This is a genomic window from Flavobacterium sp. (genome assembly GCF_046296355.1).
Classification (GTDB): Bacteria; Bacteroidota; Bacteroidia; order Flavobacteriales; family Flavobacteriaceae; genus Flavobacterium.
In genome coordinates this window covers 33,218-57,736 of record NZ_JBKBLM010000018.1, presented here as the reverse complement: position 1 = coordinate 57,736, position 24,519 = coordinate 33,218, and the positions used below count along the sequence as shown (strand labels likewise).

The 24,519-nt window shown below is 37.4% G+C and carries 25 protein-coding genes; 11 read left to right on the top strand and 14 right to left on the bottom strand.

All coding sequences use genetic code 11. The features are described from left to right. The 5 genes from ACK4HO_RS08665 to ACK4HO_RS08645 form a co-directional block, all read right to left on the bottom strand. A partial coding sequence (locus tag ACK4HO_RS08665; RefSeq protein ID WP_409664919.1) for a DUF2357 domain-containing protein occupies positions 1-1,210 on the bottom strand: 1,210 nt, incomplete at its 3' end. 6 nt (positions 1,211-1,216) lie between these two features. After that, complete coding sequence (locus tag ACK4HO_RS08660; RefSeq protein ID WP_409664917.1) at positions 1,217-3,466, bottom strand: McrB family protein; 2,250 nt, start codon at positions 3,464-3,466, stop codon at positions 1,217-1,219. Positions 3,467-3,502: 36 nt separating this feature from the next. After that, positions 3,503-5,710 (bottom strand): DNA cytosine methyltransferase, encoded by a 2,208-nt coding sequence (locus ACK4HO_RS08655; RefSeq protein WP_409664915.1) that lies wholly within the window; start codon positions 5,708-5,710, stop codon positions 3,503-3,505. Beyond that, a complete protein-coding gene (locus ACK4HO_RS08650; protein WP_409664914.1) occupies positions 5,707-5,928 on the bottom strand; it encodes a helix-turn-helix domain-containing protein in 222 nt (73 codons plus the stop codon). Before ACK4HO_RS08650 ends, ACK4HO_RS08655 begins: the two co-directional genes overlap by 4 nt. A 198-nt stretch (positions 5,929-6,126) precedes the next feature. Further along, positions 6,127-8,142 carry a M13 family metallopeptidase gene (locus tag ACK4HO_RS08645; protein WP_409664912.1) on the bottom strand — a complete coding sequence of 672 codons (2,016 nt, stop codon included), beginning with the start codon at positions 8,140-8,142 and terminating at the stop codon, positions 6,127-6,129. A gap of 262 nt (positions 8,143-8,404) precedes the next feature. Between ACK4HO_RS08645 and ACK4HO_RS08640 the strand changes: the two genes are divergently transcribed. The 4 genes from ACK4HO_RS08640 to ACK4HO_RS08625 all read left to right on the top strand — a co-directional run bounded on the left by ACK4HO_RS08640 (position 8,405) and on the right by ACK4HO_RS08625 (position 12,860). Further along, complete coding sequence (locus tag ACK4HO_RS08640) at positions 8,405-8,995, top strand: Crp/Fnr family transcriptional regulator (protein ID WP_409664911.1); 591 nt, start codon at positions 8,405-8,407, stop codon at positions 8,993-8,995. Beyond that, positions 8,995-10,224, top strand: coding sequence for a hypothetical protein (locus ACK4HO_RS08635; protein WP_409664909.1), 1,230 nt, complete (start codon positions 8,995-8,997; stop codon positions 10,222-10,224). Before ACK4HO_RS08640 ends, ACK4HO_RS08635 begins: the two co-directional genes overlap by 1 nt. A gap of 85 nt (positions 10,225-10,309) precedes the next feature. Next, positions 10,310-10,861, top strand: coding sequence for a fasciclin domain-containing protein (locus ACK4HO_RS08630; protein ID WP_409664908.1), 552 nt, complete (start codon positions 10,310-10,312; stop codon positions 10,859-10,861). 184 nt (positions 10,862-11,045) lie between these two features. Then, entirely contained in the window at positions 11,046-12,860 is a 1,815-nt protein-coding gene (locus tag ACK4HO_RS08625; RefSeq protein ID WP_409664906.1) for a hypothetical protein, read from the top strand. Between the two features lie 49 nt (positions 12,861-12,909). Here the strand turns inward: ACK4HO_RS08625 and ric are convergent, their stop codons facing one another. The 9 genes from ric to ACK4HO_RS08580 form a co-directional block, all read right to left on the bottom strand. Further along, the gene (ric, locus tag ACK4HO_RS08620) at positions 12,910-13,644 is read right to left on the bottom strand and encodes an iron-sulfur cluster repair di-iron protein (protein ID WP_409664905.1); all 735 of its coding nucleotides are present in this window, start codon (positions 13,642-13,644) and stop codon (positions 12,910-12,912) included. 143 nt (positions 13,645-13,787) lie between these two features. Continuing rightward, positions 13,788-14,159: a group III truncated hemoglobin gene (locus ACK4HO_RS08615; RefSeq protein WP_409664903.1), complete on the bottom strand. Its 372-nt coding sequence runs from the start codon at positions 14,157-14,159 to the stop codon at positions 13,788-13,790. Position 14,160: 1 nt separating this feature from the next. Continuing rightward, positions 14,161-14,928: an ABC transporter permease subunit gene (locus tag ACK4HO_RS08610; protein ID WP_409664902.1), complete on the bottom strand. Its 768-nt coding sequence runs from the start codon at positions 14,926-14,928 to the stop codon at positions 14,161-14,163. Next, complete coding sequence (locus ACK4HO_RS08605; protein WP_409664900.1) at positions 14,912-15,634, bottom strand: ABC transporter ATP-binding protein; 723 nt, start codon at positions 15,632-15,634, stop codon at positions 14,912-14,914. The genes ACK4HO_RS08610 and ACK4HO_RS08605 overlap by 17 nt, the downstream gene beginning before the upstream one ends. Then, positions 15,631-16,860 (bottom strand): nitrous oxide reductase family maturation protein NosD, encoded by a 1,230-nt coding sequence (locus ACK4HO_RS08600; protein ID WP_409664899.1) that lies wholly within the window; start codon positions 16,858-16,860, stop codon positions 15,631-15,633. The genes ACK4HO_RS08605 and ACK4HO_RS08600 overlap by 4 nt, the downstream gene beginning before the upstream one ends. After that, positions 16,857-17,288: a nitrous oxide reductase accessory protein NosL gene (locus tag ACK4HO_RS08595; protein ID WP_409664897.1), complete on the bottom strand. Its 432-nt coding sequence runs from the start codon at positions 17,286-17,288 to the stop codon at positions 16,857-16,859. The genes ACK4HO_RS08600 and ACK4HO_RS08595 overlap by 4 nt, the downstream gene beginning before the upstream one ends. 2 nt (positions 17,289-17,290) lie before the next feature. Continuing rightward, on the bottom strand, positions 17,291-17,875 hold the full coding sequence (locus ACK4HO_RS08590; protein WP_409664895.1) for a hypothetical protein: 585 nt from the start codon (positions 17,873-17,875) through the stop codon (positions 17,291-17,293). Between the two features lie 51 nt (positions 17,876-17,926). Next, positions 17,927-19,906 carry a Sec-dependent nitrous-oxide reductase gene (gene nosZ, locus ACK4HO_RS08585; protein ID WP_409664893.1) on the bottom strand — a complete coding sequence of 660 codons (1,980 nt, stop codon included), beginning with the start codon at positions 19,904-19,906 and terminating at the stop codon, positions 17,927-17,929. 63 nt (positions 19,907-19,969) lie between these two features. Then, the gene (locus ACK4HO_RS08580; protein ID WP_171221100.1) at positions 19,970-20,452 is read right to left on the bottom strand and encodes a c-type cytochrome; all 483 of its coding nucleotides are present in this window, start codon (positions 20,450-20,452) and stop codon (positions 19,970-19,972) included. A gap of 215 nt (positions 20,453-20,667) precedes the next feature. Between ACK4HO_RS08580 and ACK4HO_RS08575 the strand changes: the two genes are divergently transcribed. The 7 genes from ACK4HO_RS08575 (at position 20,668) to ACK4HO_RS08545 (ending at position 24,508) form a co-directional block, all read left to right on the top strand. Next, positions 20,668-21,633, top strand: a complete 966-nt coding sequence (locus ACK4HO_RS08575) for a 2-hydroxyacid dehydrogenase (protein ID WP_409664891.1) — start codon at positions 20,668-20,670, stop codon at positions 21,631-21,633. A gap of 23 nt (positions 21,634-21,656) precedes the next feature. Continuing rightward, positions 21,657-22,058: a hypothetical protein gene (locus ACK4HO_RS08570; protein WP_409664889.1), complete on the top strand. Its 402-nt coding sequence runs from the start codon at positions 21,657-21,659 to the stop codon at positions 22,056-22,058. Next, entirely contained in the window at positions 22,051-22,449 is a 399-nt protein-coding gene (locus tag ACK4HO_RS08565; protein WP_409664887.1) for a VOC family protein, read from the top strand. Before ACK4HO_RS08570 ends, ACK4HO_RS08565 begins: the two co-directional genes overlap by 8 nt. 80 nt (positions 22,450-22,529) lie before the next feature. Beyond that, positions 22,530-22,871, top strand: a complete 342-nt coding sequence (locus ACK4HO_RS08560; RefSeq protein WP_409664886.1) for a TM2 domain-containing protein — start codon at positions 22,530-22,532, stop codon at positions 22,869-22,871. A 1-nt stretch (position 22,872) separates the two neighbouring features. After that, complete coding sequence (locus ACK4HO_RS08555; protein ID WP_409664884.1) at positions 22,873-23,280, top strand: DUF2752 domain-containing protein; 408 nt, start codon at positions 22,873-22,875, stop codon at positions 23,278-23,280. Then, positions 23,277-23,708 (top strand): DUF4870 domain-containing protein, encoded by a 432-nt coding sequence (locus ACK4HO_RS08550; protein WP_409664882.1) that lies wholly within the window; start codon positions 23,277-23,279, stop codon positions 23,706-23,708. The genes ACK4HO_RS08555 and ACK4HO_RS08550 overlap by 4 nt, the downstream gene beginning before the upstream one ends. After that, positions 23,708-24,508 (top strand): M48 family metallopeptidase, encoded by an 801-nt coding sequence (locus ACK4HO_RS08545; protein WP_409664881.1) that lies wholly within the window; start codon positions 23,708-23,710, stop codon positions 24,506-24,508. The genes ACK4HO_RS08550 and ACK4HO_RS08545 overlap by 1 nt, the downstream gene beginning before the upstream one ends. Positions 24,509-24,519 lie beyond the last annotated feature (11 nt).

Genomic DNA, 24,519 nt, shown 5'->3' with positions numbered 1-24,519 from the left:
CTAATAAATGATTGTATGATTTCTCTTCGTGCTCAATATCCTTTATTTTGAATTTAGCTTTGAATAAATCATAAAGCGTGAAAAACAGCCAGTATTCGTATAAAGTGGCGATATCCCTTTTGCCTGCTTTGTAAACATCATCGCCTCCTTTCCAAACTAACTTAGCTGCCAAGTCAAATTGTAGCCAAGCACTTAAAATCTCGCGATAACCGCTTTTTCGTTGTAAAACAGGACTGTTTAATTTTAATGAGGTTGGCCTTGATATATCTTTAAAGAAAGAATGACTTAAATAACCATCTAGTTTTGTGACCAAATTAGAGGCTTCAATAGATGGCCTGGCATATCCTTTATCTTTGAAGTACTGTTGGCAGTCTTCTGCAAATCTTAAAAACACTTCTAAGGCATGTTTTATAAATCGATTTTCGGGTGTATCTGTGTGCTCTATTTTTCTAAAGCTATTTATTTTACTCGGGATTGAATGAATCCCGACTTGGTATAATGGATGTGATGTCTGTAGAGGAATTCTATTGGAGCCTGATATTATTTGTTTAGTAGCGGCATTGTTGAATCTTCTGATTCTACGGATGTCAACAACTTCTTCTTCAGTATCCCAATTGGTTTTGGGAGAAGCTATAATTTTAAGTACTGCTTCCTCAAAATCTTTGTTTTCAATGATTGTACTGATAAAACTAAATCGTTGGTAAATGGTTTCGTTATCTCTTGAAAAATCGGTTTCAAAATTTTGTTCAATCGGAGAGTTGATCTGCATTAATAGTTCCGTACACTTATCCGTTATGTCTTTGAGCATAAAGCGATAGTTTTCACGGTAACTTTTGTCGAGTTCAGTATCAAACTTAGTAGCTAAGACTTCAATAGTAATAGAGTATTCTTTACCTAATTGGGTAATATCAGTTACAAATAATTTAAGTGTTCCTACATAGATATTTGGCACTATCCTTCCTAGAGATGGGTTACGCTTTGATTGCGAAATTACTCCATCAATACTACAATTTAAGCGATAATTTTCATTAGTAAAGGCATATTCATAACTGTTCCCTTCCAAAATCTGAAAGGGACTTTCTCCATTTTCATTCGCTTCAACTTCGGAAATTTCAAAAAGTTTAGCCTTGTTTTCAGGATAGATTTCTAAAAAATCAATCTCGTTAAAGAATGTTAATGGTATTTGAATATGTTTTTTGGTTTCCTCCATGTTTCTCTATGCTTCAGCATAACTAGTAAAACCATTAGCTAAGACATTTTTATACATTCTAATTAGCTTCTCAAATGAAATGGAGTACTTAAGATCAATACCTTCAAAGTCTTTTTTATAAAGTTCTTCAAAATTCTTTTCGAAATCTTCCTTTTTCATACCATCGATACATAAGCCCGCTAAAGCAATTAATATTTTCACTAACTTGCTTCTAGAACCATGTAGTTTTGGTAGCAACTTTTGCATAATAGCAATATCTAAACAAACATTATCGCTAATTTCAGGCTCTAACATTTTTAATTTTGCCGCTAGTTGCATTATCTCTGTAGCAGAACGGTAACCGAACTCGGCCCCCACTTTTTTTAGCTCGTTAAAGAAATAAACCAACTCATCTGTTAGTGCTTTGTTTTTAACTATATCTACTTTTTCTGAGATGGATAAAAAACTTTTTGCCATTGCAATTCCTTGACCTTTTAGTTTTTTTAAAACTGGAATACCCGGACTTGCTAAGAAGCCATTTATTTCTTCTTCTGTAATTCTGAATTCTATTACATTGGCTCTGTCTAATACTTTAGGACTGAACATGTATGTTGTTTCATCTATGTTTACTGTACCGATAATAAATACATTTTTTGGCCAACCAATCTCAAGAGGAATTTGTATACCATCTAAACTTGATCTTTCCTTGCCTGTATATAATTTTATGGAGTCATTGGATTCCATTATACTTAGAAAATCTGCAAAATATCTTTCTACATGACTGAGGTTCATCTCGTCTAGAATTAAAAAGAAAGGTTTGTTTTCATTTTCTATTTTTACCGCCTCCATTAATAGATGAATTACGCCGCTATCTGGAGTAATGTATTCATTTGAAACTAATCCATTTGGATAACCAACTAAAGGTTCCCGATTAGTCCAATCTGCACCTACAGGAACAATTTTGTATTGGGTGTCATCTTCACAAATCCATTGCACAAAGCTTTGTGCTATTTTGGTTTTTCCAGAACCAGATAAGCCACTAAGTATAACGAATGGTTTTGAGGAAAGAGACGATATAAACCTTATAATCAATAGATCAGAAAATGTTAATTTACTTTCATTTAAACTTTTCAAATAAGCTTTATAATCAAATTTTTCTGTCCCCATGTTTTTAATAATTATATCTTCTTTCTTTAAAGAAACTGTTTCATCTAAAATTGATAAGGTTAATGAATTAATATAGTATCTCTTTGATTTATCCTTTAATTCAACTAAATCTAAAAACCCAAAGTTTGAGAGAAATAACAAATATTCTTTAATCATTCTAAAGTCATTATCTCCAGGAGCACAATTTGGCCATGTGCTAAATTGAGATTTGTCGGCTCTATATTTTAGAATATTGTCAACATAAACATCAACATCTAAATCTTTATAAATAGATAACGGAATTACAACATCTCTGAGCTCTTCTCCTTCAATATACCAATTTGTTGGCGATTGATTTCTTTTTGACAGACCTAATAAAATATTGAAAATGATCTTAAAAGGATGAACAACAATGTTATTATCATTCCAGATGCTGATAGTAGATATACTTTCTATATTAGGGTTAGGCAATGAAAAATCATTGTACAATTTCTTTATAAAATCTAATTTTGAAATATTGCCACTGACAATACCCTTACCTAAATCTGTAACCGATATTGTACCGTCAGTTGTAGAATTAAGTAATCCAAGTGCTTTCCAATATTGACCTGAATTTTCTATTATATTTTTGTTAATATCTCTATCAATTTTTGCTAAATCAATACTAGTACCAGTTCTATTTTGTAATTCCAACAAATCATTCTTAAACTCTTGTGTGGCATGTCTTTTGCCATTATGTTTTACGAGAATTGCTAAAACCCCAAATAAAAGTTCTTCAGTATTAAGGCTTTCGGAAGGTGTAGTTACTGCCCATCTCCATTTGAATTCTGGAAATGGAATTACTGGTGGAATTACTATATTTTTAATTTCCATTCTCAAGAATTTTTTAAATTGCCCAATACTAGCAGTTAAATTGTTATGCCCTTTAGCATTTATTTCTATAAAATCTTTGTTTTCTCTTAATTGACTTTCATTACTAGACCATTCAATTGCGGTCCATTTATATAAATCCCCTAATTCAGCATTTATAGAAATTTTATTAGCCGTATTAAAATAAGAAAAATATTTATCCGCAGATTTTGTAAAATTAACGGTTAACCAATCTCGAAATTTAATTTGAATATCTGTCATTAGAATTATAGTTCTTTCCTGATTCGATTAAATAATTTATTTTTCTATTAATGAATAATATGCAAGGTTGCTTGTATCTTCTTCAATCCAATTGTTAGAAATTGCTTTTGCAATACTATTAGCTATTGTTTCTGCTGCCATAGGAGGAAATGCATTACCAACTTGTTTACATTGTTCACCATGATTTCCTAAAAACTCAATGTTATCAGGGAAACTCTGAATTCTAGCTGCTTCTCTGACTGTCAATTGTCTGTTTAACCAAGGATGTATTGGAAAAGCACTATGTCCTGGGACTAATGTGTGACTTGGATTATTTCTGTTAAGTCTAAAAAAGACTTTACTGAAACTTTGAATTTCTTTACCAGTTTTACTATGCTTTAAATGTTCTGGTAAATCATCAGGGACAATTTTACATCCTTCTTTTATATATGAAAATCTTTCTACGACATCTGGAGAATGGTTCATAGGAGTGTGATTAAAATATTTAGATTGTGATTTTATTGTTTCTAAACCTAATAAAACCTCCCCAACACTCCTGTAAGGTTTCTCCCAGTCCTCTGGCTTTTCATAATACTTTGGTTTTGGCCAAGGAATGATATTACCTGTTCTATTTGCAATAAGAATAAAGCGTTTTCTTTTTTGAGGAACACCATAATCAGCTGTGTTTATTATTTTGTAGTCATGATTGTTATAACCCAACTTCTCAATTTCTAAAATAAGTGCTTTTAGGAAAGATCCTCCATCAAGAGTGGTCAATCCTTGAACATTTTCCATCAAAAACCATTTTGGTTTAAAATGTTTAACATATTCTAAATAAGTAAAAATTAATTTGTTTCTATCATCATCATGAGGATTATAGTCTTTGGAATTAACAAATCTTCTTTTGCCAAACATTGAAAAACCCTGACATGGAGGACCTCCAACAATAATATCAATTTCCTTATCTGAGAAATCTTCTTTTATTTTATTAAAAATAGACTCATCCGATAAATCTCCTTCTATAAATGGAATGTTGGGATTGTTATGTCTAAATGTTTTAGCAACAGCTGAATCGAAATCAGCACTAAATACATGCTCAAAACCAGCTTGTTCGAAGCCAACACCGATGCCACCAGCACCGGAGAACAAATCAATAAAACTAAGTTTATTTTTTTTGTTATTTTTAAAATTTGATTCTTTACTCAATTCTATTTTTTTATGTTTTTTTAAATAAATGTGTTTTGAAGTTTCCTCCGTTTCCATTGATTCAATATGACGTTTTACTGCTGCAGCAATGTTAGCTGCCATTAAAGGAGGAACTGCATTTCCAACAAGAGTACATTGTTCTTTTCTTGGTCCAGTAAAAATGTGTTGGTCTGGAAAAGATTGAATTCTCGCAGCCTCTCTGGGTGTCAAACTTCTGTTTAAAATTGGATGTACTGGAAAAGCATTGTTTCCTGGAACCATAGTTGACGAAACCTTGTTTCTATCTAATCTAACATATGTGTTTCCAAAATTCTTTCTTCTTATTTTTTCAGGTAATTCTTCAGGTGGAGGCAATTTTCCACCTTCCTTGATAAGTTTATATCTTTCTAATACAATTTCACCATGTTCCAAAGGAATGTGATTTGGGAAGGTTTCGTCTTTATCAATTAAATCGTTTATTGCTTCGCCAACATCTTTATAAGGTATTAAATTTCCAATCTGTTTATCATTGGGAAGAGGATAGTTAAAGGGATTATCTAATCTAGTTCCAAAAATAATTACTCTCTCTCTAGATTGAGGCACCCCATATTCTTTTGAATTTAAAACTTTAAGATGAATATCATAGCCTAAATCAGCAAAGCTATTAGCAACCATATTTAGGTATCTGCCATTAAACATAGTTTTTATTCCCTTTACATTTTCAAAAACAAAACATAGTGGGTTCAAATCATCAACTAATCTAACATAACTTTCAAAAAGTGAATTTCTGGGGTCTGCTGAATTTTTATCTCCCATGACGGAAAATCCTTGACATGGGGGACCTCCGATGATTATATCAGGAAAAACGTTATTTGTGCTTTCTAATATTTCACTAGAAGTTAACAGTCTAATATCCTTGCAAATAAATGGAATATTAGGATAATTTAAATTCATTGTTTTTTCGCTTTCTTTCCAAATATCGGATGCGCCAATTACTTCAAATCCAGCTTCTTCAAAACCAATGTCAAAACCACCAGCACCAGTAAATAATGAATAAACTTTATATTTTTTCTCTTTCATCTCTTAAAACTTTTATCACTGAAGAATGTTGCAAAATCACTCTCTAATCCGGTTATTACCTTTTCAATTATTTCAATCGATGCGTTTCTTTTTCCCTTTTCTATATCGGAAATATAGTTTCTATCTACGTTGGAAATGTTGGCTAACTGCTCGATGGAGAAGCCTTTTTCTTCTCTCAAAGCTTTAACCTTATTGCCAAATTTTTCTTTAATATTCATGTGTTTAAAATTATGTTTATGCCTACGATTGGCCCGCCTACGATTGTAAGCATAAGGTCTGTTTGTTTGCAAAATTTATGAACAATGGGTTTGCCCTTCGTCAGGCTCAGGGTGACAGTCGGGATTTCGATTGGCTTTAGTGGTAAAACAAAAAACCCCAACGTCTCCGTCAGGGTTTTTATTATAGTATGATTTCTTCTACCAAATCTTCACACGCTTTTCAGGAGCCAAATACAAAGAATCCGTTGGTTTAATATTAAACGCTTCGTAAAACTCAGGAATATTACGCACAGTTCCGTTGACTCTGAATAGTGCCGGTGAATGTGGGTCGGAGGCAATTTGACTGCGCAGGGCTTCGGCACGGGATTTTTCTAACCATACTTGTCCCCAACCTAGGAATACGCGTTGCATGCCGGTGAAGCCATCCATTACGGGTGCTTCTTTGCCGTTTAAACTGGCTTTGTAGGCTTTGATGGAAATGCTCAATCCACCTAAGTCGCCTATGTTTTCGCCTAAGGTAAAGGCACCGTTGACATTCAAATCAGGGAAGGCTTTGAAGCTGCTGTATTGGTCAACCAAAGCGGCCGTTTTCTTTTTGAAAGCGGCTAAGTCTTGTGGTGACCACCAGTTTTTCATTTCGCCTTTGCCATTAAAAGCACTTCCTTGGTCGTCAAAACCGTGGCCTATTTCGTGACCAATCACGGCTCCAATTCCACCATAGTTTACAGCATCATCGGCATTCAAATCAAAGAAAGGCGGTTTCAAAATGGCAGCCGGGAATACAATCTCGTTTAAGGAAGGATTGTAGTAAGCGTTTACCGTTTGCGGGTTCATGCCCCATTCGGTGCGATCTACCGGTTTGCCTAGTTTGGCTAGGTTGCGGTTGTATTCAAATTCGGCAGCGCGTACACCGTTACCGAAGAAGTCGTTTTTGTCTATTTTAAGGGCTGAGTAGTCTCTCCAAGTGTCGGGATAACCAATTTTAATCATGAAGTTGTCCACTTTTTTCAAGGCTTCTTTTTTGGTGGCCGGACTCATCCAATCTAGTTTTTTGATGCTTTCGGCATAGGCTTTTAATAGATTTTCCACCATAGTCACCATGCGTTCTTTGGCTTCGGGAGAGAAGTGTTTTTTGACATAGACTTTCCCCACAATTTCACCCAAACCGCCATTTACCACATCAACGGCACGTTTCCAATCTTCTTGTTGCTTCTCAATACCATTAAGCGTTTTGCCGTAAAAAGCAAATTTTTGGTTGTCTATGGCAGTGGTTAAACTTTCGCCTGAGTCGTTGATTAAACCCCATTTTAAGTAGGTTTTCCAAGTGTCAATTGGGGTGTTTTTGATAATGTTGTTTAGGCTTTTGGTATAGTCTACTTGGGTCACTACCATTTTTTTCTCATTGGCTACACCGGCACTTTTTAGCATGGCTGTCCAATTGAAATCGGGCATCAACGTTTTTAAATCTTTTACAGCGTAAGCATTGTATAGTTTTACAATGTCGCGCGTGTCTTCTTTTTTCATTTGGTTGGAAGCCAAAGTAGTTTCCAAAGCCATGATGGTGGCGGCACTTTCGGCAGCGTTTGGCATATTGGTCAATTGGAACATCTTTTCGATGTAGGCTACATATTTTGTACGGATATCAGCCATTTTAGCATCGGTAGCCAAATAGTATTCTCTTTCCGGAAGTCCGAGACCTCCTTGCCAAGTGATTAAAGTGTATTTCGTAGGATCTTTAAAATCGGTATAGACCGAAACGTTGAACGGAATGGCTACTCCTATGCGGTTGGCTTTTCCGAAATATGCTGCTAAATCGTCATAAGAAGCAATGGCATCGATGGCTTTTAATTCGGGTTGGATAGGCGCTACGCCTTTCGCATCGCGACCTTTTCTGTCCATAAAAGAAGCGTAGTAGTCACCGATTTTTTGTTCGTCGGAACCTTCCGCATTGCTGCCTTTTGCGGCTTCTTCGATAATGGCTTTGACGTCTTTTTGGGATTGGTCTACCAACATGTCAAAAGCACCAAAGGAAGCTTTGTCTGCCGGAATCTTGGCGGTTTTCATCCAAGCGCCGTTGACATAGGCGGCAAAGTTATCGCCGGGTTTTACCAGCGTATCCATGTTTTTTTTAGTGATACCCGAAGTGAGTTCTTTTTGGCTGCAAGCCGCCAATAAAACGGAAGCCGATAACAAGATGAGTTTAGTATTCTTCATAGTTTTAGTTTGATGATTAGAATGCTAAAGTAGTTAAAAATATTAGGTTATGGTGTTAAAAGGTAAGGTTGAGGTTGAGGAAAAGGTTTCTTTTAAGGGTAACATTTCACCTATAAGATTCTTCGAAGCCTGAAGCAGATAAAGTTATTATTTATATGACTATGGTCATATTTTTTGTAATTTTATTCGAATTAACTTTGTATCCATTAGTTGGGAAGGCTTGTAAAATAAGCGTTTTTTACTTAAAACACTCAAAATCAAAATGCAAATAGACTTAGACTTACTCTTTACTTGGGGCGCCATAGCTAAGGAATATAAAAAAGGCGAAATGATTTTTGGTGAAGATGAAATAGCCCATTTTTATTTTCAGATTATAGAAGGCAGCATTAGGATGTATAATTCTAATGATGAGGGAAAAGAATTTACGCAAGGGTATTTTTCAGAAGGGCAAAGTTTTGGCGAACCGCCATTATTTATTGATGAAAAATATCCGGCTACGGCAGTGGCATTTCAGGACAGTAAAATTGTAAAGCTTTCTAAGGAGAAGTTTTTAAAAATTTTGGACGAATATCCGTCTTTTCAAAAACAGTTTTTGGTCTTGATGTCGAGGCGAATACATTCAAAAGCCATGACGTCAAAGGATATTATTAATCAAAAGCCGGAATTTAGAATTACTGCTTTTTTGAATGCACATAAAAAAGGGAAAAGCGGCTGTGAGAAAGAGCAAGTTCCGTTTACCCGACAAGAGATTGCCAATTTCACCGGATTAAGAGTGGAAACCGTAATTAGGGCATTGTCTAAAATGTCAAAAACGAATAAGGTTGAGATTATCAACCACAAAATATTTTACTAATGCAATTTACCCCTAAGTTTTGGCTGAAGTTTTCACTACTCAATTTGCTGATTGTGGCGCTGCTCGGGCTTTTGATGCGGTATAAAATAGGTTTCGAATTTCCTTTCTTTAACCAAAAGAATTTGCAGCATTCCCATTCTCATTTTGCTTTTGCCGGTTGGATTAGCCATACTTTAATGGTGTTGATGGTTGGGTTTTTGGAGAAAAGAGGCAATAGGCAAAAGGCATTAGGCAACAGATTTGGTAATTATAATAAGATTCTATTGGCCAATTTGATTTGTGCTTATGGCATGTTGGTTTTCTTTATTATTCAAGGTTATGCGGCCTTTTCGATTGTGTTTTCTACTGCTTCTATTATTGTGGCTTATGTTTTTGGGTACCAATATTGGAAAGATTTGAAAGCGGTGGACAAGAGCTCGCTATCGGTCAATTGGTTTAAAGGCGCTATTTTTTTTAATGTGATTTCATCGTTGGGCACTTTTGCTTTGGCGTATATGATGGTTACCAAAAACATCCATCAAAACGAATATTTGGCTTCTATTTATTACTATTTGCATTTTCAGTATAACGGTTGGTTTTTCTTTGCGTGTATGGGATTGTTAGTGCATTTCCTCGACTTAAAAACCACGGATTCGCCTTTGTATCAAAAGGTGTTTTGGCTGTTTTTTATCGCTTGTATTCCGGCTTATGTTTTGTCTGTATTATGGTTAGATATACCCTTGTGGATTTACATTCCAACCGTAATTGCTGCTTTTCTTCAAGTGTTTGCCTGGTTTCCGTTTTTGTTTAAGGTCATTAAAACTAAAAAAGGCGTTTTTGAAAACTACCCGTTCTTTTTGCGTTACATTATCGTGTTTGTGGCGGTGGCTTGCAGCGGAAAGTTGCTGTTGCAATTAGGCTCGACGATTCCCGCGCTTAGTCAGTTGGCTTTTGGTTTCCGACCTATAGTGATTGCTTATTTGCATTTGGTTTTATTGGCGGTTATCAGTTTGTTTTTGTTGTTTTACATTTATGTCAATCATTTCTTTTTTATCCGTAGCCCCATCAAATTCGGGATTACGCTTTTTTCAGTGGGTGTTTTTTTAAACGAATTGGTTTTGGCCGTTCAAGGGATTGCCTCGTTTAGTTATACGGTCATTCCGTTTGTGAACGAGCTGCTTTTTGGCATTGCGGCTTTAATGGTTTCGGGTATAGGCATCACCGCTTTTTATTCGATAAAAAAAAGTTAAAATCCCTGCAGTTTTATGAGTTCAATCATAAAATAACTGTTTCATAGTTAGGTACTTTGTGTGTATAAACCAAGTATCTATTATTATGAAAAATTCCATTAAAATTTTGCTCTTAGCTTGTTTTTTTGCCACTGTGGGTTGCAAACAAAGCAGCGAAACCCCAACTGAAACAACCGAAAGCACACCGGCTCAAAGTGTGGGTCAAGAAGGCGTACAAGATGAAACCTCTAATCCAAATATCGTTCAGGTTGCCTCGGGAAGTAAAGACCACACTACTTTAGTAGCGGCTGTGAAAGCCGGTGAGTTGGTGACTTCTTTAAGCAATGCCGGACCGTTTACCGTTTTTGCTCCTACCAACGCGGCTTTTGATAAATTACCGGCCGGAACGGTTGATGGTTTGCTTAAACAGGAGAAAAAAGCCGACTTGCAAAACATTTTAGGTTACCACACTTATGTAGGCACTTTGAAGGTTGAATACATGCAAGACGGACAAGAGTTTGATATGGTGTATGGTGGTAAAGTGAAAATTACCAAACAAGGCGAAAAGACTTTTGTCAACGGTTCTGAAATCGTGGCTTCGATTGAAACGTCTAACGGGATTATCCACGTAATTGGAGACGTCTTACTTCCAAAATAGGATAGTTATTAATTCAAATCTTGTTTTTCTTTTTTGAAAGGGAAAAGGCGTGGAAGTTGTCATTCACGCCTTTTTTTGTGATTAAAAATATAAAAATGACTACTATAACTGCGTGGTATGACATATATCATACTTTATATGGAATGATTTTCCAAAATTCGCTCCTTATTTAAAACGTTACCACATGACTACTACGAACAACATTCATACTTTTCACATACCCGTTATGGGCTTGGCTTATACCATTGACAGTCCGATTCGCGTGGCGCAATTTGGGATTTCCTCTGTAATCTCCATTACTGATGATGAGTTGATAGAAAAAATGCGTGCTTTTTACAGTAAAAAGTTCAGTTTGCCTTACCAAGAGATTACCCAAAAGTGCCATGATTACCGTGCAGAACGCATCAAGCACTATTTGAATTTGGTGGATACGATTGTTAAAGACAAGTTTGAAAGTTTTAAAAACGAATTGGCGGAAAACAAAACCGCTTTGGAAAACTATATCGCCATGTTGCCCAATAAATCAGCATTTAAAGAAGGATTGCAAAAGTTCATAGATGAAGGTTTATTAATCAAAGAATCGGTTAAAAATTACTTGGCTGAACACTTTGCGCCGGGCGAGATTGATGTGAATATCATGACTAAAGTCGACAAAGACAATTTTGATAAAAACGAACAACTGCCGGTTGAGTTTAACGATGCTCATGCTTCATTGCGCGGTTTTGCCGAGAGTGATTTGACTTCTTCAGTAGTTCTTTCGGCAGGCATGAATCCAAGGTTGTACAGCTATTTTGAAAAGTTTCCGGTGTTTTATCCGGATGCGAATGGTATGTTGTCAAAGAAAATTATTTTGAAAGTAAGCGATTTCCGTTCGGCGATGATTCAAGGGAATTTCTTGGCCAAAAAAGGGCTTTGGGTTTCGGAATACCGTATCGAATCGGGGTTGAATTGTGGCGGACATGCGTTTGCTACCGATGGTTTTTTAATGGGACCGATTTTGGAAGAGTTTAAAACTAAGAAAGACCAATTAATCCAATCCGCACACGAGTTGATGGTGAAGGCTTTGGAAGCTAAAAATCTTCCTGTTCCGGCACAGCCATTCGACTTAAAAATCACGGCTCAAGGTGGCGTAGGTACGGCTGAAGAACATGAGTTTTTATTGCATCATTTTCAAATGGATACGGTGGGTTGGGGTTCGCCTTTTTTATTAGTTCCCGAAGCGACTTCGGTGGATGAAGCCACCAGAACACTTTTGGCGAAAGCCCAAGAAGAGGATTTTTACTTGAGTGATATATCACCGCTCGGTGTTCCGTTTAACTCTGTAAAAGGCATGAGCAATGATCTTTGGAAACAAAAAAGAATAGACGACAACAAAGCCGGAAGTTCTTGTCCGAAGAAATTGTTGGCGCTCAGCAAAGAATACGATTCACAGGGTTTGTGTACCGCTTCTAAAAAATATCAGGATATTAAATTGGCTGAATTAGAAGCGCAAAAAGACTTGTTATCCGACAACGAACTTCAGAAAAAGCAAGCTAAGATATTTGAGAAATCTTGTTTGTGTGTTGGTTTGGCCAATGCTTCTTATATGGAAAACAATCTCGAAGTCAAAGGCCAACAGCAAGGCGTGGTGATTTGTCCCGGACCGAATTTGGCGTATTTTGACCGAGAGGTTTCTTTGGCCGATATGGTGAAACACATATACGGGAATGCTAATGTGTTGGCTGAAACCCATCGCCCGAATATGTTTGTCAAAGAGTTGGCCATGTATGTTGATTATTTGAAAAATGAATTGGACAACTATACAGAGGAATTCACGGCGGCCCAACTCAAAAAATGGAATGCCTTTAAAAGCAATATGTTGCTGGGCATTGACTACTACATAGACTTATTTGCGACGACCGATTTCTTTGCCAATGAAAAGCATGCTATCCAAAAACAATTGCAGTTTTACAAGACAGTGGTAAACGAGATTGACCTTCCGGTTTTGGAGAAAGTATAGCTTTCATTTTACCACTGCAATTGTTCTTTAAATGGACACCCATGGATGACTACATTTGATTTAAACAAAGTTGGGCTTCCATAGCTATGGCTTTTGGAAATACAATGTTGTTTTCAAGGTGGATGTGTTTGTGCAAATCTTGCTCAAATTCTTTTAGCATGGCAAAGGTTACTTTGTAAGTTTGACAGGCATCGTTTGGCGGAGTATAATCATTAGTCAATGCTGCGATTTTGAGAAAACGTTCTCCTTCAGCTTCATGTTCGTCTTGCATCATCGCTATAGGATTGTCAACCGTTCCGAAAAGCGGTTGCTCAATTGGGGTGTTGTTTTTAGTTGCCGAGTATAATTTTTTGACAAACGGAAACAAAATCAGCTCTTCTTTTTTCATGTGTTGGGCCAATTCTCCGGCGCAAATTTTAAAGTGAAGCGCAATTTCAAACAACTCGGGATGTCTTTCTCCGTGTACTTTGCAAAGTTTGTCGAGATAGAATAATAAAGCAATCGATTTTTCTTCTACATAACGGTGGTGCGTTTTTTCGATGTAATCGATAAGTAGGTCGATTGGCCAAGATTTGAAATCGATGGCGCTATCGGATTTAGAGTCTAAAACGGCATTTAATTCGTTTTGAATGGCATTTGCGTCAAGCCCTTTTTTCTCGCAAACTTCTTCTAAAGTTCGGTTGCCTTTGCAGCAAAAATCAATTTTGTATTTGGAGAATAGGGCTGCGGTTCTAAAATCTTGGGCTACAAATTCGCCCACAGTTTGTTTTTCTGATGTTTTCATGATGCATTAATTTAATAGTCAATATTAAGGCATATTGAAAGGATAAACTATGCGTTAAATCATAAGAAGAAGGCTTTTTTTCAACCGGTTGAGCTAAAAATAGGTGACTAATAAATGAAATATTAAAATAATTTGATGCATCATCAGCTCAACGTTTTATACATCATGGCGGCTGAAATGTTCAGTGCGCGGTTTTTGATTTCTTCAGCTTTTGGTCCTTCAAAAAGCCTGTCTACCGTTTCGGTAAAGAGTTTGTTCCAATGTCCGAAATGCGTTGGATTCATAGTGCTTTTTTCATGCAATTCTTTGTGCTTCGCCATGGGATTGCCTTCATAATTTCCGGTAAAGAAAAGAATGTTTTCCCAAAAACTATACATTTTCGGTAAATGAGTTTCCCAATTCACATGAGCCACATCGGTAAACAAATAGCCAATAACCTCGTCGGTTTTTACTTTTTCGTAAAAGGTGTTGACCAATTTTTCGATGTCTTTTCTGTTTCGGATATCGGTTTTCATGTTACAAGTCTTTTTTGTTGAATTTTTTCAATGAAATAAAAAATGGAATAATAGCCCACAGACAAAGTAGTAAGAACGAGACAACCAAACCAACACTGGTTCCGAAAAAGTCTTTGAAAATAGCGCCGGTATAACCCATCATAGCCGATACATCTAAATGCATCAGAATTTGGATTCGGGCTAAGTCTATCGGACTCAATGCGGTTATCCCAACCATGGCATTTTCGATAGGATAATCGGCCAATTGGAACAATAAAAACAATACGATGCCATCAAAAAGCAAGGCAAAAAACAGCCAAGTCATAATGGCAATTCCGATGCCTTTCGCTTTGTCGCGGGTGAGAATCGAACTCAAAAAGGCCAAAGCCACAAAGATGACCGAAATCAAACAGCCGATAGCAATCATCATGAGTCCAACGCTGTCGGGCGCATTCACCAATAACGGAATTCCGGCACCAATCCCAAAAGCCAAAACCATCGAAAGCGATAAACCAAGGAACAAACTCGTCCAGATTTTTCGGCGTTTGATAGGTTGGCTCAATAACAATTCGATAAACTCGGAACTGTTGTACAAGTAAATCGTAGAAAACAAGATGGAAACCAACGGTACAGTGAATAAAATGACATTGAGTATGGTCAATAAACCCTTGGCAGCATTGTCTTCTAAGGCGAAAGAACTCCACGAAAGTGCGGCCAAAATCAAGGTGTAAGCCAACACGATTTTGTTCTTTAGGATGTCGAGTAAGATGATTTTAATGATGCGGTTCATGGCGGTTGTTTTTTAAGATTTTGGCAATCGCTTTCGAGATTTTAGCCTCTTGGGTAGAAGCTTTTAAGTCTTCTATTTTTTGATGGAAATGCACTTTGCCTTCTTGCATGAAAATAATTTCGGTAATCAAATCGTCCAATTCGCTGAGCAAGTGCGATGTGATGAGAATCAGCTTTCCTTTTTCTTTTTCGCGGATTATTTTTTCTTTCAGAATTTCAGAAGCCAATGGGTCTAAACCGGCTGTAGGCTCATCTAAAATCAGTACATCGGGATTAAAAAGAAAAGCTAAAACCGCGCTAACTTTTTGTGTAGTTCCGCCGGAAAGGGTTCTCATTTGTTTGTCGAATAGTTTATCCAGTTCAAAGGCGTGTATTAAATCTTCGTCTAATTCCGTTGCGCTGTTTCGTACTTTTTTAATCATTTCAATAATTTGACCGATAGTCATGTTGTCAGGATAACGTCCAATTTGAGGCATGTAACCAATATTGTTTCGGTACAAATATTCTCCGAGGATGGATTTTCCGTTGACCGTTATTGAGCCGCTATCGGGTAAAACCATTCCCAAAATAGATTTGATTAAAGTAGTTTTTCCGCAACCATTCGGACCGATAAGCGCAATGCATTGGCCTTTTTGAAACGAAAGGTTGATGTCTTGGAGTACGGCTAATTTGCCGAACTTTTTAGTAATGTTTTGTATGTCAATCATAATGGCAGCGACTTCATTAAGGGCTTATTGTCTATAAAATTGTCAGGCGTTATGCTGGGTAAAACTTTTTCTGATTTGTCTAAAAGAGTAATCATAAAACTTCGGAATAAGATCATGGCCGACGGATTGTTTTCGGTCAAAACGGCGAACAAACTCAGCGGATGATATGGTACATCTCCAATACCGTCTTTGTTTAAATCATAGCCTTCATATTTGTCCCAATAATTGCTGTTAAATGTGTTGAGCACCAGACTTCCATTGGTACTGATGTCAAAAGTGTTGCCTACATAATTGTTGTTTACGATTTCATTTTCCATGCAACTTGCTTGGATTTTCATGCCCCAACCATTGGCTTCGAACACGTTTTTCTCGACTTTAATTCGGGACGTACCTTCCATATAAATGCCGGAAGTGTTTCTCGCAAAACGATTGTTGAAAATATAGCTGTCGGCAATCTCTTTGAGCAATAATCCATAAGCAGAATCACCCCAGTTTTCTTCGAAATAATTATTGAACATCTTTACGTTTTTGGTAAACATCACCGCAACACCGGCACCGTTTCCTTTGAAAACATTGGTGATGTACGAATCATCATTGGAAAACATAAAATGCAAACCGTAACGAATATTGTGGTTGGAAATATTTCTCCAAATGACCGATTGGGTTACAAATTCAAAATAAATCCCGTCGCGATGGCCGGAGATTCGGTTACCAATGATTTGCAGCTGCTCACTTTTCCAGCAATGAATGCCGTTTCCGATGAGTTGTTCCTGTTTGCCATAGGCTTTAATCGTATTGTTTTTGACAATGCTGTTTTTGCAGTTTTGGAGGTAAATGCCAAAGAAATTGTTGTCGAGGATGTTGTTTTCGATGCGAACAAAATTTCGGTCATAGACTTTAATTCCGCAAGGATCATCCAAAGCGGCATAACCTGAATTGATGATTTTGAAACCTTTCACCAGCACACTGTCGGCTGCAACAGACAAGACTTCAAATTTATTTTGACCATCAAGCGTTGGATAGTTTTTGCCTAAAAAAGCAATTTTTTTGTTGATGATAATATTCCCTTCTTTATATATTCCTTGAGTAACGATAATGGTATCGCCATCGATTGCCAAAGTCAAAGCGTGTTTGATGGTTTTGACCGGATAGGTTTTACCAACTGTAATGGTTTTGGCATTAGAAATCAAGCCAAAAAAGAAGAGTATATAAACTAGATTTTTCATTTGTAAGCGTTGTAAACTTCGGACCAAGTGATGGTTTGGGCTTCTAGTTTTTGGCCAAATTCGTTTTGTTCTTTGGCTGAACTGAAAGCGGCCATATTGCCTCTCATGGGCGAATTGATTTTTCCGCCTTTGATAAAATGTGCGGTTTCGGCCGGAATGAGCGTGTTGTCTTTGAGATAGTCGTTTACAAAGAATGACAGGTAAGGCACAACGGTATTGGATTTGGCAAATTGTACCATGCAAGCCAAGTCATCAAATTTATAATAGCGTCCTTTTTTGGTGATTAATTCGGCACCAAATTTACCATTGGCAATCGTCATCTTGCAGAAATCGCAGGCATCTGAATTTATTTTGATGGGTTTTGGCTCATTGGAACCACAAGAGAGTAAGGTTAGCATTGTGATACAAGCCATAACGAGCGTTCTCATGTTTACTTATTTTTATTAAACTTATATTCTTTTAGCACCACTAAAAATAATAAAATTCCGGCTGCGGTTAACATCCAACCACCGGTATCGGGGATAGAATAGGCGCCAAAGTTTAGCAATTGTTTGTAGCCAATAAGTGGCGGTTGGTAAGCCATTCCCGGCACTCTGATGGCTGCATTTGGGTCAAGGTTGTGTCCGTATTCATAGTTCCATCGGTAAAAATCTATTGCTGCTAAGACGATAAAAAGCACATAAGTAATTAGGAAAGCCAAGACTGCTTTTCTTTTGGCCACAAAAATCAACAAGATGGAAATTAGGGCAAAAGCACCAAAGACATAAGGCAAAACTTTGAACTCAATAAAGTTTTCGGTGTGCAAGGTTGCCATGCCGATGTAGTGATTTAATCCGTTGATGATTTCAACATCGCCACCGATTTTATTGGCGTGTAAACGAAGCACGAGACCTTCAGGATATTGCGGTGCTTCGAGTTGGATTTGCCACATTGGGACAAATAACGCACCGGCAAATAATAGTCCTGTGATCAAAAGCAATATTTTTGACAAGCCTGAAATTTTTATATTTTCCATTTCATAGGAGAAAAAAAGGGAACAAATAAAATCTGTTCCCTTTGGTTAATTTTATTTGGTTGCCTTCGGTAAGTTGGTTCCCAGACTATAAGTAATCGGGACGTTACTTCCGGCTGGAGAAACTCTAACATAGCCTTGCATTTCTTGGTGTAGTGCGCTACAGAAATCGGTACAATACATTGGCCAAATTCCGGCTTTTTTAGGAAGCCATTTTAGGGTAGCGGTTTCACCCGGCATAATCAATAGCTCACCGTTGTCGGCACCTTTGATGGCAAATCCGTGAGGTACATCCCAGTCTTGTTCTAAATTGGTTACGTGGAAATACACTTCGTCACCTACTTTAACACCTTCAATATTATCGGGTGCAAAGTGAGAACGGATGGAAGTCATCCAAACATCTACTCGGTTGCCTTTTCGAACTACTTTGGCTTCTTTTTCGCCTTTGGCCACAAATGGGTGGTTGTTGTCGGCGATTTTGTAGAATTTCAACTGACCATTATTTCGAATCAACTCGGCCGGTGCGGCTTGAGCATAGTGCGGCTCTCCGATGGTTGGGAAGTCTAAGATTAACTTCATCTTATCGCCACTGATATCATAAATTTGAGCCGATTGTGCTAACTCAGGACCGGTTGGTAAATAGCGGTCTTTGGTGATTTTATTGTAAGCGATTAAGTATTTACCGAATGGTTTTTTACTGTCACCTCCAGGGATACACAAGTGACCTACAGAATAATAAGTTGGTACTCTATCCAATACTTTCAAAGATTTGATGTCCCATTTCACTACTTCAGAAGACACGAAGAAAGTGGTATAAGCATTTCCTTTGCCGTCGAATTCGGTGTGTAATGGTCCTAAGCCCGGTTTTTGAACTTCACCGTGTAAAGCAGCTTCGTATTTTACTACCGGAATGCCACCGTACTCGCCATCGAATTTTTTGTTTTTGATGGCGCCCATCAATTTATCAAAACTGAATACCGGAATCAAAGCGGCCAATTTACCTGAACCTACAATGTATTCACCTGTTGGATCTACGTCACAACCGTGAGGTGATTTCGGGCAAGGAATCATATAACAAATGTCTTTTAAAGCCGCAGCATCTAGGACCAATACTTCATTTTTCATTTCAGAAGTAGCGGTATGGGTTTTTTCATTCCATTTGTTGTGGACATATTTTACCGATTGTTTTTTGCCTTTTCCGGCTTTGATGTATTCTTCGGCTTTTTTCCAGTTAACCGCCATGATAAAATCTTTATCACGTTGGGAAGCATTTACTTCTAGCAAAGTATTGGCTTGTTCGGTGTTGTAGCAAGAGAAGAAGAACCAACCGTGTGATTTTCCTTTTCCGGCGTGAGAAAGGTCGAAGTTAACTCCGGGCGTTACAATTTGGAACGCTAAGTCCATTTCACCTTCTTTGCCCACTTTTACAAAACTGATGTGGCCTTTGAAGTTTTCTTTGTAAGTATTGATAGCTACATCTCCATTAACATAATCAGGCGGTACACTAAAACGGGTTCCTGCTACTACATATTCGGTGTTTTCGGTGATGAATGGGGAAGAGTGATTTCCGCCACTGTTTGGTAGCTCAATGATTTCAGCTGTTTTGAATGTTTTCAAATCAATACGAGCGATACGCGGCGTGTTATTGGCATTACCAAAAACCCAGCGACCGTCTACTTCACCATTGGTTTGTGACATTTCGGTGTGGTGTAAATCATCCCAAGGCACAAAACCATTGGAGGTGTTTAACATGGGTTTGGTTTCCTCACTGTATCCCCAACCTTTTTCAGGGTCAACGGAGAACACCGGAATTACTCTGAACAATCTTCCGCTTGGAAGACCGTAAACACTCAGTTGTCCGCTGAAACCTCCGGACACGAAGTTATAAAACTCATCATATTTTCCCGGAGCAACATAGGCTTTTTGAGCGGCGTCACCACTCACGGCATCTCCGGAGTTTTTTGGCTTACAAGAAGTGAACAAAGCACTCCCAAGAGCAATCGCAAAAATTGCTTTAACAAACTTATTTTTCATTATAATTGATTTTAAATAAGATTGGTCAGCACTTTCAACGGTTAACCAATCTCAGGTTTTGGTTTATTTTACACCGTCATTTTTACGCATGTATTCCAAGATGTGTCTGGCATCGTCGTCACTAAGACCTTGGTTTGGCATACGAACTAAACAGATTTCTAATTGTGCCTGAACTTCCGGATCTTTGTCAATCATTGGGTCAGGATTGGTAATGAAGTTCATAATCCACTCCGGTTTTCTTCGTTCTGTTACGCCTTTCCATCCTGGTCCGACTAATTTTTCATCGGTCATTTTGTGACAAGAGGTACATTTTACTCCGGAAACTTCTTCGCCTTTAGTCGCCATGGCTTGGTCTAAAGCAGCGCCTAGTTCTACTGTGGTAAATTTACCTTCACCTCTTTTTGGGTCATAAGATGACGGGTCAGTAGCGGTTGTTTCTGTTGCACTTGGGTCAGCTGCAGGATTATACTCTTCGGTTTCTTTTTCCTTTTTACCACAAGCGATTAACAGAGAAAAAGCAAGAGCAGTTAAAAATAATTTTTTCATGATTGGATGTATTAAAATTTCTTAAACAAATTTCGGCACTAAACAGTTGTTAATTTTATGATTACAATCATAGTTGGGAAGAAACTTTTTGGGACTATTTATAATAAAAACTAAGAAAAGAAATGTACTAACGGATTTAAAACCCGAAGGAAGAAACAAAAGCACTTTTTCAAAATCTCCTAATAAATACTATCTTTACTCTTCAATTTACCATCATGCCCAACCAAGACATTAGAATTCTTCATATCGACAGCAATCATCCTTTGTTGTGGGAACAATTGGAGCAAGCCGGTTTTCAGAATGAAGCCGATTTTACTTCTTCTAAAGCCGAAATAGAAGCCAAAATTCATAATTATCATGGCGTGGTTATTCGCAGTCGGTTTAAAATTGATAAAGCCTTTTTAGACCAAGCCACTAATCTTAAATTCATCGCTCGCGTTGGTGCCGGATTGGAAAGCATCGATTGCGAGTATGCCGAAGCTAAAAACATTCATCTTATCGCTGCTCCTGAAGGGAACAGAAATGCGGTTGGGGAACACGCTTTGGGCATGCTTTTATCGGTAATGAACAAACTGAATCGCGCGGATAGATTAGTGCGTGAAGGCAAATGGATAAGAGAAGGCAATCGAGGGTATGAGTTAGAAGGTAAAACCGTTGGACTCATCGGTTATGGCAATATGGGAAAATCGTTTGCTAAGAAACTACGCGGATTTGATGTTACAGTTTTGTGTTATGATATTCTTCCGAATGTAGGCGATGCCAATGCGAAGCAAGTTACCCTTTCGGAATTACAAGCCCAAGCCGATGTTTTGAGTCTGCACATTCCGTGGACACCCGAAACGGATAAGATGGTTAATGATGAATTTATCAATGCTTTTGCTAAACCGTTTTGGTTTATCAATACTTCTCGTGGGAAAAATGTAGTGACTGATGATTTGGTCGCCGCTTTGGAATCGGGTAAAATTCTCGGCGCCGGATTGGATGTTTTGGAATATGAAAAATTGTCTTTTGAAAATCTTTTTATCGATACCGAAAAACCTAAAGCTTTCGAGTATTTACTCCAAGCAGAAAATGTTTTATTAACCCCACATATCGCCGGTTGGACGTTTGAAAGTCATGAAAAACTGGCGCAGACTATCGTGGATAAAATTGTTCAATTACGAATTACGAATTGTTTTTGAATATGAACTAAACCTTTTTGATTATGAATAAAGTGAGTTATTATTTAGTGGTAATTGTGGGAATCCTAACCTTCCTTCAATTTTTTCCTCATGCGTTTATGGGCATGCCAGCGGTTTTAGAACACATTAAAAAAGGAGAAATCCAGCCTGTTGCGGCACAAGGCATGCAAATGATTTGGTTGTATTCTTCGATTATGATGTTGTTGTCGAGTATTTGGTTGTTCTTTTTGGCCAAGCCCATAAAGGAAGGAAAACACGTGGCAAGATTGCAGGTTTTGTACATGAGCATTGGGTTTTTGGCCTTTGGATTGGGTTGTAGTTATATTGCTCAGGAAGTTTTCAATCACTTATTTTTCTTTACTGTAGAAGGTATTTTGCTTTTATTGGCCGTCACCATTTTTTATAAAAGAGAAGCCAATGAGTAAAGATGATTTCAAAAGAGTAACCGGTTTGGGTGGCTTTTTCTTCAAAAGTGAGAACCCAAATGCGATAAAAGATTGGTACAAAAACCATCTCGGCATTCCAACTGACCAATACGGCTGGACATTTTGGTGGAAAGACAAAGACGGGAATGATTGCTCCACGCAATGGTCACCGTTTGAAGCCAAGACTAACTATTTCAGTCCGAGTGACAAACCCTTTATGATGAACTTTAGGGTGCATGATTTGGAAGCTTTGTTAAAAGTTTTAAAAGAAGAAGGTGTAACAATAGTAGGCGACATGGAGACTTATGATTATGGAAAATTCGGTTGGATACTCGATCCGGAAGGCAACAAGATTGAACTTTGGGAACCTATTGACGCCGCTTTTCTATAATAGTTTTTTCGGAGATAGTATTATTTTATAAGAATTTTATATATTAGACCCATCATTAACAAAACCAATAAAACAATATTATGGAAGCACAAAAAGTGGACATGTTTATGATGATGAACGCAAAGTATTTTGAAAGTCATCATCTGAACGCTGTTAGAGAAAAATTATTAAGCCTTGACGAATCTAAATGGGGTTTAGTGCAAACCCTTCAATTCAAAGAGCCAACAACTGCGCTTATAATCTCAATTGTAAATGGAGGACCACTGGGTATAGATCGTTTTTACATAGGCGATACAGGAATGGGTGTTGGAAAGTTACTAACCTGCGGAGGTTTAGGAATTTGGACTATAATAGATTGGTTTTTAATTATGGGTGCTGCTCGCGAGAAAAACATGGAAGCTTTCCAAAACGCACTTTATTAAAATGAATAGAAACAAGCTCTACGGAATATTGTTATTGGCTTGTTTCTTAGGATTTATCTACCTTTTTTTAAATCATTTTTACAATAACGGAGCTTACATCGATAGTCTATGTCCAATAAAGAATGTGACCGGCTACGCTTGTCCGTCCTGTGGTACCACTCGAGCTGTAATGTTGCTTTTGCAAGGCAAAATTACTGACTCATTATTGATCAACCCCTTTGGAATAATTGTTGCTGTCATCATGACAATCTTCCCTGTTTGGGTTTTGACCGATATTATTTTAAAAAGAGATACTTTTTTTACAGCATATAAAAAAACAGAAGGTCTTATCAGAAAACCTTGGCTTGCCATTGTTTTAATCCTGTTAGTACTGCTCAATTGGATTTGGAATTTATATAAAAATCTATGATACAAGAAACCACTTTTGCCTATAAACCGGGCGAACACGAATGCGAAAAATCATCCAATAGTTATTTGATGTCTTTAGTAGCACTTATCGCCGGATTGCCTTTGCCGATTATCAACTTATTGGCAACGTTTTTCTTTTATTTGGCCAATAGAAAAGGCACTTATTTTGTGCGTTGGCATTGTACGCAAGCGTTATTGTCACAATTGGCTTTATTGGGAATCAACAGCGCCAGTTTTTGGTGGACGGTTTCCATATTATTCTCTGATGAGAAAGCCAGCAATGAGTATTTTGCCTATATTTTCACGGTCATTTTATTCAACTTATTTGAGATTTTCTCCACCATTTACGCCGCCATTCAAACCCGAAAAGGGAAACATGTGCAGTTTTTGTTCTTCGGTAATGTTACTAACTTAATTTGTAGACCATAATGATACAGAGAACCATTTTTCAGGGATTAATTATAGTCATGGGATTCGCCGCAGTTTGGTTTGGGTTTTCCCAATTGGATTTCATGAAGTTTTTCGAAGTAAGAGAAAGAACGACTAATTTGGAAAACAAATTGGGCGATTTGATTTGGTCTGAAATTTCGAATACAGAAGATATTGTTACCAATGATACTTTAGTAAAAACATTAGACAGTTTGATTAATCCGTTGTGTGAAGCCAATGATATCGAACGCGATTCTTTAAAAGTTCACATCATCATTAAGGATGAAATTAATGCATTTGCTTTGCCCAATAATCACTTGGTTGTTTACACCGGATTGATAGCAGACTGTAAAAGACAAGAAGCCTTACAAGGTGTTTTAGGTCACGAGATTGCTCATATTGAGAAAAACCACGTGATGAAAAAATTGTCCAAAGAATTAGGATATTCTGTATTATTAACTGCAGCCGGCGGAAGCAAAGGCGGTGCCATGGCAAGGGAAATTTTAAAAGAATTAACCTCTTCTGCTTATGACCGAACTTTAGAAAAAGAAGCGGATATCACCAGCGTTGATTATATGATTAATGCTAAAATTGATCCTAAACCCATGTCTGATTTTATGTACCAAATGGCGATGGATAGCAATATGGACGCCACTATGTATTGGATATCAGACCACCCGGAATCAGAAGAACGGGCCAAATATATTTTGGAATACATTAAAAACAAAAAGCTTAAAAGCAAACAAACCTTATCGGATAAAGACTGGAAAGCATTTCAGGAAAGGGTAAAGTTAGAATAACAAAAAAGGCA